Origin of the sequence: Pseudovibrio sp. Ad26, from assembly GCF_001623285.1 — a bacterium.
In the GTDB taxonomy this organism is placed as follows: Bacteria; Pseudomonadota; Alphaproteobacteria; order Rhizobiales; family Stappiaceae; genus Pseudovibrio; species Pseudovibrio ascidiaceicola.
The window spans coordinates 20,084-30,573 of sequence record NZ_LMCE01000011.1; the positions used below are offsets into that span (position 1 = coordinate 20,084).

Sequence of the window (10,490 nt, forward strand, 5' to 3'; positions counted from 1 at the left end):
ATATCCTCTAAGTTTCAGGTCTTGGGAAAGTCAAAGGCAGCAAAAACCGCAGACTCAAAATGGTTTTGGTTGGAAGGTGCAGCCTGCCATGGCGAAACACGTTGAATGCTGGTCCAAGAGAGCGACGGGTTTTGCAACCAAATCCAAATCGCTTCGGCCACGTTGTTGGTGACATGCCCGCCATCAGAGAAAAAAGAGACGGAGACCTGCCATTGCTGGCCGTTTTCTGCAGTGGCCCGATAAAGCGCTGAAGGCATTACCTCAAAACGAGAACCAAGAAATTCAACCCGGTAACCCAGACCGCGCAAGCAGTCATCCGGCGCATGAAGATGGCGAAGCGGGGAGTTCGTATGCACAAGAGTAAGCGCATGCGCTCCATAGCGCTTTTTGACTGCATACCCTCCATACTCTTCGAGATACTTCTTCTCGACGGGAAGTAATGGAACGTCCTGCCCGGATTGCCCATTCAAAAACAAAGGCAAAACAGAGTGTTCAGAGGTTCTCGTCACATCAACTGCCTGTCTGGGTAGACTGACAACGACAACAGCAAGACCAACAAAGGTGAGAGCCAGATACTTTTGAAATGACTTAGGAAGTTCATGAGCTTTAACCGTATGAGGAGAAGCAACGAGCATACGTGCCTCAGGCCGATACAACCTCAGGATTGGCAAAAGGGTAAGGGCGAGAGTGATATACCCAATCGCGCTGTGCCATGGCTCCACCATCACGTTTGCATCAAAGACCCAATGCGGATAGGCGATGCCAAGCGCTAACGTGCTGATGCGAAGAGAGTTGCCCAAGATGCTGAGAACGAGCGTAATATCGACCCAAAGTAGAGCGACACTTAATCGTGGGCGATAGATGGCATTCAACACCACAATAAATGCCATACTGAGCATAAGGCTGGACGTGCCAGAACAAGGCAAATCGACTAACACCTCTTTGCCTTCAAGTGTCAGCCGTACGCCATCGCAGGAGAGGTTCTGAGAGACACCGCTGAGAAGAAAACAAGACGCGTTCGCAGACAGTTCCTGCAAAGGGTAACCCAATAGCCTCTGAGCAATCCGCTCAACAGGCAGGGAAAACAGGAAAAGCGCAGAGAGCCAGAAGGGAGAGATTGCACGCTTGCGTTCCCCTACCCTCAAAATCGTGGCAATGGCGAAGATATCAAAAGCCAAAGCCAACCCGCCAATAACATTGATTGCAAACACCTGACTGATCAGCCGAATGAAAGCGGAAGCCACAAGAAGCAAAGCTGCGGCTTGGCGGTGATGATTTGCGGAATGGTCAACCGGGCTCGACAGCGACCAGAGCAATAAGACCGCGACTGCGACCAGATAAACAGCGCCGGAGGAGGAATAAGAGGGATCAAGCCATGTTCGAACCAGCCATAGCGCAGGTTCAAAAGCCAGAATGGCGGAGGCGAGCCCAAATCCAAAAACTGTCACGCGCTGATTTGCAAGAGTATTTCTCATGCAAACCGTTGTGCCAACCTGATTTGCAGAACCTACTCACCATTTGTGCAGATTTTCAGCATTTCAGTCAGTGGAGGGACCTATGGCTAGTGAGATCGAGACAAGCCAGTTCACTCCCCATCTGTCATGCCAATTTCAATACACGTTTGTAAGTATGACGAAGCCCATGCGAAGAGGAAGAACTCTCTTCAATAACGAGCCATTGCTTGCATTCGTTTTATCTCTGAGCAATCACGGGCATATCTATATTTCAACCCAAAGTCACTTCAAGCAAACGAATCCGCTCGCATTTCACAAAATCGGATCTTTGCTTATTAACAGAGCTAAGGTGCTTACCTTCAATGGTAACAGTGACAGCACTACGTGGGGCTCATATCCATTAAACCAGATATTGTCGTCAACGGTTGGGCTTTTCTAAACATGATGATTGATCAGCAGGCCTGACTACCTACTGATCAACCTTGCAAGTCAGTTAAAGCGCTGCGAGCACCAGAACCTCGATTTTGTAGTGAGGTTTTGCCATGCGGGCCTCGACGCAAACTCGTGTTGGGGCTGCGTTGAGATCAGCGACCCACGCATCCCAGACCTTGTTCATTTCATCATATTCACGCATGTCTGCCAGCCAGATCTGGACGGAAAACACATTTTCACGGGTTGTCCCTGCCTCAGCGAGCAGGCTGTCGACTTTTGCGAAAACATCTTTCGACTGTTCGGTGATATCGCCCTCAACGAGCTGAGACACCTGCCCTGCCAAATGAACAACATCATTGTGAATTGCGATTGCAGAAAAGCGCTTGGAACCGCCTAGTTTTTTGAGTTCTGAGCTCATTTTTACTCCAGTTTTCATCAGTCAGCGTGTTCATGCGAACACCTGATCTCTTGCATCGGGTTTCTTGATTTTGAGATTTAGGAGCAACGGCTGGTTAGTCGTTATCTGTCAAACCAGCTCCAGCTCCACGTAGGCGAGATGCTTCTGTCGCCGGAGCAAAGGTTCGCTGTGCAAATGCTCCAAGCCGCATCCAACATGCATCCCCAACAACCGCTCGATGGATAGGTTTGCTTTGCGAGAGCATTTGTGCTGGCGCTGAGCATTCAACTCGTTTGGCGTGAGAAGATAAAATTGCCTCAGAATTGCCCTGAACGCAGAGTTCCTTGCCGTTGGTCACCATGCGCGTACCTACCCACTCCACAGCAACTGGCTGACCAAGACGAAGGGCTGCACCGGACGCGAAAGGAACAACCAGCAACGGGTAGTCAACTTCCAGCATTGTTATGATATTGCCCAGCTCCATTTTGATCGCACAATCACTCATCGCTGCGCCCGCAATGAGTGGGCTTAGCCTGCCCGCTGGAGCACGCCAGATGCCCTGAAGTGCCACTGGAGACAGATCAACCGCTGGCAACCTGTCATTCAACTCTAAGAGCGAGACCAGCAAATCCGGTCCAGGGAATCCAAAGGACGCGAGCCAGCGCGTTCCTTTGGCGGCCTCCTCACATAAGCCCCATGGCAACCCTGCACCGCGAGAAGCACGCTTGCACATCGCTTCGATTTCATTGAGAGAATAACTCATCTAGTTGCCCCTGCTCAGTGCTGGATAGACCCAGAAATCATCAGATTGTAACGCCAACTCCTCCGGATAAGGCGCGTTTGCATACATGTTGATGCGTACCCAACGATCAGAGCGCGGATCGAATTGCACTGCGCCGAAAAAGGCGAGTTTACATCTCAGCATATCGATCGGTAGAACATCGCTTGCAATCGTATTGTCGCGGATTTCAGCATAGGGTGCCTGATTGACAATCTGAGCGCGGCGCACGATGTGACGGTATTCAGGATGCCTCAGCAGAAACTGAGCGATGTTTTTGTCTTCTGGCCAGTGGCCCAGAGCATGATAAAGCGCAGCTGCATCTCGTCCGGGCGCTAAAGGTTGCTCGTATTCTTCAATCGGCTCTTCAAAGCGTTCACCCAGACGTGGCTCCAGCTTCTCCTCTGAGACATACCAGGCCTTTGCTTTGTTCTGCTGATCACTCCAATCAATTTCCAATGCCCAACCATAGACCCGTTCAAGAACTTCTCGCAGATCCTGCAGTGTCATAGCTCCAGCAATGCGGAATGTTGGCGTGTTGTCAGCGGCCATAGTGTTTGCGAGATCATCAACAAGTGCCCCATAAGGCTCCAGCATCAAGGAAGTCAGGCACTCCTGCCCTTCCAGAGACAGTTCCTTTTCTGCCCAGGTATTTAGCTGGTTCCAAGGGTGTTCACTTGCATCAGAGATGTTTTCGGCCTGCTGCTGCAACGATACAAGGTCACGTTTGAGCCCATCAGTCTTTTCAGATTGGATCTGATGGTCCGTTGTCCAGGACGCAGTTAATAAAATGCTGCGCGCCAACAACTCACGAAAGAGTTCAATCTCTTGCTCACTTGCCTGAGGGAGTGCACGTACGCGTGCAGCCGCTTGTTCCCGCGCGGCAATCCAATTGTTGAACAGAACAGGATGGTTGAGCAGAAATGGCGCCATTCCGAGGCCAGTTGAATTTCCGATGCCCATAGAACGGGCGATAGCAGGATCCAACTTTACAGCTTTTTCTCCCCCCTTCATTCGCGCCATATACTCGACAAGGTCGCGCACAAAAGCGCGTGTCAGAAAGACGGAAAGCATCTCCACCTGGAACGGACTTTGAAACTCAGGACGGTCCGCGATCATTTCGCGATCCGCCGCCCCAAACTTGCCTGACCCATAAACGGCTGTGGTACGCATGAGATAGCCGACGGCTTCGATCTTTTGGAGATCCGGCTGCTCTCCCTTTGCCAGAGCCGTTACAATGTGCTCCCACAATCGCGCCGAACGGTTGGCACGTGACAGTGATAGTTCGGTCTCACAAATTCGCCCAGCCTCTTGCAAAGGTACGTTGCGAGAAAGACGTTCAATATCCTTAGAGGTTGGAATACCGTCAAAAAGAGTGAACGTAGCGTCCCAGGCATCCGCGATCACGCGATCTGATCGTTTCTCAGCTGGAAGATCATGCGAGAAGGCAACAAGAGAGTAGGTTCGGTCCGGACCATGAGCGCAATAGACAGCGTGCCCAACACCGCATTCATCCATTTCAAAGACAGGTCGGTCAAATCGCCAATTTTCATTCTGCATGCGTCTTAGAAGAATACGCATGAAGGATAGGCGCGATTGATGGATTGAACCGAGCCGGCTCAACTTCATCACCTTATCAGGTGAACGCAGTTGGATTGCATCGGTTTCGCAAACACTCATAATCATTTCATCCTCTGGACAATCCGAAGCTTAAATTGCCCGAGCCATATTGGATATATGTGCTCGGGCAATTTGCTTAGCTGTCTCTTCCTTTCGCTATTGTGATGCGCAATGCATCCCAAAGTGACGGAATGAGTAGCAAGGATACTGGTACTGCGGTGATGACGATAAAGCTTTGCAACTTTGAGACGCCGCCAGACCCTACTGAAATCAGGATTATTGCCATCATACCCATTGCAATGCCCCAGAACACACGAACTGCCATAGATGGTGTTCCGCTCTTGGACATGGTGACAGAGATGACGTAGGTCATGGAGTCACCTGTTGTCGCTACGAAAATCGTTGTCAAAACCAAGAAGAGGATTGAGACAAAGAAGCCAAGCGGCAACTGCTGTGTGATCGCCAAGAGTGCAGCTGGAAGGTTGAAACCTTCAAAAGCAGTCGCAATAGAGCCAGCCTGCTGAAGTTCAAATGCAATCCCAGAGCCGCCAACAATAGTAAACCAGAAGTTTGTGACAATTGGAGCGACAATGGACAGCATGATCACAATAGAGCGAATGGATCTGCCACGAGAGACGCGCGCGATGAACATTGCCATCAACGGGCCATATCCCATGAACCAGCCCCAGAAGAACACAGTCCACCAGCCAAGCCAACCCGGCTCACCAAAGACACCAGCTTCACCGCGGTAAAGCGCCATGCCGAAGAAGTTGCCAAGATATGTTGCAAAGCCTGAGAAGAAGCTGTTGAAGATGAATGCTGTTGGGCCAGCGAGCAAGACGAAAAGCAGCAGACCGGTAGCCAGAATGACATTCAGGCGGCTGAGAAGCTGGATACCTCTGGAAAGACCGGAGATGGCTGAAATCGTATAGAGCGCGACCAGGCCAGCAATCACAACGGCTTGTGTTGTAAACCCATCTGGAATGCCAAACAGATCACTCAGACCGTAACTGACTTGCAACCCGAGGAAGCCAATCGGACCCACGGTTCCAGCAACCACAGCAATGATACTTGACGCATCTGCTATGAGACCAATTGGACCGTTGATCGCTTTGTCGCCAAACACTGGGTAAAGCAAGGTCCGCGGTGCGAGTGGCAATCCTTTTTCATAGTGATAATGCATCAGCATCACGGTACTCAAAGAGCCAAGGATCGCCCAGGCCAAAAAGCCCCAATGCATAAAGCTTTGTGCCATGGCTGCATCCACGGCAGCATCCGTGCCGGCTTCTGCGCCAAACAGTGGAGGCGATGACAGGAAGTGCGCCATTGGCTCACCCGCAGCCCAGAAGACACCGCCACCTGCCAGCAGGGTGCACATGATCATTGCGCCCCACTGGAAGACCGTAAACTCTGGCTTTGCCAGGTTGCCCATAATTGCCTTGCCGCCCGGCAATACACAAAGGATCAAGCCCAATAGAAACGTCGACAGAAGCAGCACCTGCCAAAACAAGCCGAAGTATGTTGCTGAAATATTGAAGCCCCAATCAACAAATGCCGATAATACATCGAGATTGATAAGTGCGACTAAGCAGAAGAGCACGATAAAGCCACCTGTAATCGCAAGCAGCGGCATATTGGTATCGTTAGCGTCCTCTACAGATTGCTTGGTAATGTCCGTCATGTTTCCCTCCCTGGTGACGGCAATGCAGCATGTTCAGTTAAGCTGAACAGTTCTTCTTCAACTCCGATGGGGGTGAGTTAAGCAGCCTCTTTTCGGCTGGCGCTGCGTGAAAACTGCTTTCATAAAAGCAGTACCAATTTCGGCCCATGATCCCTGCAGTTTCCTCCTCATTGAAACCGACAGTTCGCAAACCTTTTTCAAGGTTGCCAAAATCTTTGTTGCTCTCGAACCATGTAGGCATTGGCGGGAAGCCCGGCGCGCTCGCCGATCCCTCACCGTAGTCCGTCTCTTTTGTCCAACGCCCCATACGCATCCATTCCACGATGCTATCTGGCTGGTCCTGGCAAAGGTCAGAGCCTATGCCCAAATGCTGTGCACCAAACTTCTCGGCAGTCCGCGCAATCATCGTGCAGAAGCTTTCAAGCGTGCACGCCGATTTGTCTTTGAGGTGATGCGGGTAAAGCGAGAAGCCCAGCATTCCGCCATTTTTCACAACGGCCTGAATAACATCATCTTTCTTGTTACGCAGCGCAGGTGCCCAATCAAACGGATTGGCATGCGTGATTGCGATTGGCCTTTCAGAGTAATCCGCAGCCTCAATCGTTGACCGATCGGCAGAATGGCTCATATCCACGACAAGCCCGACCCGGTTCATCTCCCTCACAACTTGTTTGCCCATCCGGGTAAGGCCGGTATCTTCAGCTTCATAGCAACCTGTGGCAAGCAACGACTGGTTGTTGTATGTCAGTTGCATGAACCGCGCACCAAGGCGGTGCACAATCTCAACGAGGCCAATATCGTCTTCAATCGGGCTTGGGTTTTGGAACCCAAAGAGGATTGCTGTGCGGTTGGTTTCGCGTGCAACATCAATATCAGCGGCCACATAAGCGGGCATAATGAGGTCAGAGTATTGCTCAAACCAGCGGTTCCACTGCTCAAAATTGAGCACTGTCTCGCGAAAATTCTCATGATACGCGATCGTTACATGAACAGCGTCTAATCCCCCTGCCCGCATTTGCCGAAAGATTTTCTCAGACCAGTTGGCATATTGAAGATTGTCGATCCACATCACACAGGAACTCCGGATGAGATGTAGGAGGTTTTGACGATGGTGTAGAAATCCTTCGCGTGGGAGCCCTGCTCTCGTGGGCCATACGAGCTGTCTCCACGACCACCAAATGGAACGTGATAGTCAGTACCAGCTGTCGGCAGATTAACCATCACACACCCAGTACGCGCGTTTCTGCGGAAATGGGTTGCCCTTGCAAGGTTTTGCGTCACGATGCCTGATGTCAGTCCGAAATTGGTGTCATTGACGGTCGCGAGCGCTTCATCATAACTGCCAACCTTGATGACTGCCGCCAATGGTGCAAACATCTCTTCACGGTTGATTTTCATGGAATTGTTCGAGTTCAGGAAGACACCGGGAGACATATAGAAACCCTGTGTCGGCATCTCCAGACGTTGCCCACCACATGCGAGCTCAGCACCTTCGGACTTACCAAGCTCAACATAAGCCAGATTTTCGTTGAGTTGTTGTTCAGAAACGACCGGACCAATCTGAGTTCCCGTCTGCAATGCATGGCCAACCTTCATGGCTTTTGTGCCAGCAATGAGCTTCTCAACAAACGCATCATGAATGGCTTCGTGGACAACCAGACGGGAAGAAGCGGTGCACTTCTGCCCGGTTCCGCCAAACGCCCCTCCGATTGCTAAAGATACAGCCAGATCAAGGTCGGCATCATCCATGACTGCAAGAGCGTTTTTGGAACCCATTTCCATCTGAACACGTGTGAAATTCTGAACAGCTGCTGATGCAATGCCGCGACCAACCGGAACAGAGCCTGTAAAGGAAATCGCATCGACTTTCGAGCTCTCAACCAAACGTTGACCAATGTCGCGACCAGAGCCCATGACCAGTGAGAAGAGGCCTTTGGGTATGTCTTGCCGCTCAATAATCTCTGCCAGAGCGACAGCAGAAGCAGGCGTCAAATTTGCCGGTTTCCAGACAACAGCATTTCCAAATGAAAGCGCTGGAGCAATCTTCCAGGAAGCCGTTGCTGTTGGGAAGTTCCACGGAGAGATGATCGCAACAACGCCAACAGCTTCCCGACGGACATCAACCTCGATACCATCCCGCACTGAATCTGCGTTTTCACCGATCTGACGCAGTGTTTCAGCGGCATAGTAGGTGAAGAACTGGCCCGCACGGTAGACTTCGCCCTTACCTTCGGCGAGAGGTTTACCTTCTTCACGAGAAAGCAGCGTACCGAGTTCCTCTGCACGCGCCATCATCTCAGTTCCAATCGCATTCAGTACGTTGTATTTGCGCTCAATGCCATAAGCAGCCCATTCCGCCTGAGCAATGCGTGCCTGGTCCAAGGTCGCTTCCAGCTGATCAGCGGATGCCTGCGCAAACAGACCAACAAGATCACTCAGATCCGATGGGTTCCGGTTCTCAACTTCGCTTGTGCCAGCGGTCCAGTTTCCTGCAATGAGATTCAGTTTTGTGTCGACCATGTGATCTGCTGCCTATTCGCCCGTAGAATTACTGAGCAGACTATGGACACATGATGCAATTTCAGTCAAAATCAAACTTCTGTAATTTGTTTCAGGGAAATTGAAATGCAGATCAAGATTGAGATGCTTCGTTGCTTCGTCGCTGTTGCACGAACCGGCAACCTTAGTGATGCAGCCGAGGTTCTTGGGCGCACACCCTCAGCGCTCTCCATGATGCTAAAACAACTGGAAGAAAATCTGGGACAATCATTGTTTGAGACTGATCGTAAGAACCGGCTCTCAGCGCTTGGATCTTTCGTTCTGGAGCAGGCAGAGCGGGAACTTTATCAATTTGACGGCATGGTTCAGGACATTGTGAACTTCGCAAAAGCAAAAAGCGGAAAAGTGCGGTTGGCCGCCGTTCCATCTGTTGCAAACACAATCATGCCGGAAGTCATTGCACGGTTCCTTTCTATGCGCCCTGATGTTCACATCGAACTCCGCGACATGGATTCTGCTTCCATCCTACGCGAGCTAGCAAAAGACCGTATTGATCTGGGCATTGCCTCCACACAGGGCCACGCCACTTCATTTCACACTCAAACTCTCTTCTCTGACCGCTTTGGTATTCTGTGTCACAAGTCGAGTAATTTGCTTCTAGAAGATCAAGACTTGAGTTGGGAAGACTTGAAAGGGGAACGCTTGATTGCAAACAATCTGTCTCAGTCAATTCAGGTTTCAGCTTGTCAGAGGCTACACGCTGAATCTGGTCTAAAAGTCCATAACATAACATCATTGATAGCAATGATCCGTAATAAGGTCGGCATTACTATTCTACCTGAGACAAGTGCTCAGATACTCAACACAGACGAGATCAGTTTTGTTCCGCTCCCAGGAGCAGGCTTTCAACGAGAAATTGAACTTATCAGAAAATCAGAAACACCCGCATCCCCAGCAGCAGAAGAGCTGGAGCGGACAATTCTGACATTCATTCAAGATAGAAAGTAAGTTATTTCAAAATACGAAAGAAACAACAGTGCCTTCTATAATGGTCGCCTCAACCCTTGATCGAAATACTCAGATGTCTGCTCATAGCCCTAAAGTCAGCAATAGCTTGAGGTTGAACTGGTTTTCTGCGTCGCTGCGAACGGCAACAAAGTCTGCAGAACAGTTGTTCAAGCGCGCCACATAGAGAGTTCACTATGGGATCAATAGGCGCTTATCAAATTTGAGGCTTCATTACTCTGGCACAAGTCTGGACTATTTTACACGTAGCTTGAATATGCCTCATTTAATCAAATGGTAAACTATGCCTATCATTTGGACGGGTTTGGGCGATGCTTGGAAGTTTGAAACTTTCTCCTCCGACACCTCATCAAACTGTTTTGCGAACAAATAAGTTACTGCTCCAATGCAAACAGCTTGGAGATATTTTAAGTCCCCAGAAACTGTCATATTCACCAAGTTACCTATCCTCTGCGTTATGTGTCAGTATAGATGCAGATAATTTGCTGAGCACTCTACCAACAACTCTTGCTTGATTATGTTGTTACCACGTTTCCTTATCTACGTGGCGTAGTTATCCGATTGTAACCATCTAAAAACAGAACGCACCGTGAAATGTTATTA

8 protein-coding genes are annotated in these 10,490 nt (G+C 50.1%); 1 reads left to right on the plus strand and 7 read right to left on the minus strand.

Going from position 1 to position 10,490, the window contains the following annotated elements:
• Positions 1-14: 14 nt before the first annotated feature.
• From xrtT to PsAD26_RS02780, 7 genes are all read right to left on the minus strand, one after another.
• Positions 15-1,475 (minus strand): exosortase T, encoded by a 1,461-nt coding sequence (gene xrtT, locus PsAD26_RS02745; RefSeq protein ID WP_063309192.1) that lies wholly within the window; start codon positions 1,473-1,475, stop codon positions 15-17.
• A 472-nt stretch (positions 1,476-1,947) separates the two neighbouring features.
• Positions 1,948-2,304: a RidA family protein gene (locus PsAD26_RS02755; RefSeq protein ID WP_063309194.1), complete on the minus strand. Its 357-nt coding sequence runs from the start codon at positions 2,302-2,304 to the stop codon at positions 1,948-1,950.
• A 94-nt stretch (positions 2,305-2,398) separates the two neighbouring features.
• On the minus strand, positions 2,399-3,046 hold the full coding sequence (locus tag PsAD26_RS02760; RefSeq protein ID WP_063309195.1) for a DUF3726 domain-containing protein: 648 nt from the start codon (positions 3,044-3,046) through the stop codon (positions 2,399-2,401).
• Positions 3,047-4,741: a hypothetical protein gene (locus PsAD26_RS02765; protein WP_244278134.1), complete on the minus strand. Its 1,695-nt coding sequence runs from the start codon at positions 4,739-4,741 to the stop codon at positions 3,047-3,049.
• Positions 4,742-4,817: 76 nt separating this feature from the next.
• Positions 4,818-6,362 carry a BCCT family transporter gene (locus tag PsAD26_RS02770; protein WP_063309197.1) on the minus strand — a complete coding sequence of 515 codons (1,545 nt, stop codon included), beginning with the start codon at positions 6,360-6,362 and terminating at the stop codon, positions 4,818-4,820.
• 37 nt (positions 6,363-6,399) lie between these two features.
• Positions 6,400-7,431: a membrane dipeptidase gene (locus PsAD26_RS02775; RefSeq protein ID WP_014283988.1), complete on the minus strand. Its 1,032-nt coding sequence runs from the start codon at positions 7,429-7,431 to the stop codon at positions 6,400-6,402.
• Entirely contained in the window at positions 7,431-8,882 is a 1,452-nt protein-coding gene (locus PsAD26_RS02780; protein WP_063309198.1) for an aldehyde dehydrogenase family protein, read from the minus strand. The genes PsAD26_RS02775 and PsAD26_RS02780 overlap by 1 nt, the downstream gene beginning before the upstream one ends.
• Positions 8,883-8,987: 105 nt before the next feature.
• Between PsAD26_RS02780 and PsAD26_RS02785 the strand changes: the two genes are divergently transcribed.
• Positions 8,988-9,869 carry a LysR family transcriptional regulator gene (locus PsAD26_RS02785; protein WP_063309199.1) on the plus strand — a complete coding sequence of 294 codons (882 nt, stop codon included), beginning with the start codon at positions 8,988-8,990 and terminating at the stop codon, positions 9,867-9,869.
• Positions 9,870-10,490: the final 621 nt, after the last annotated feature.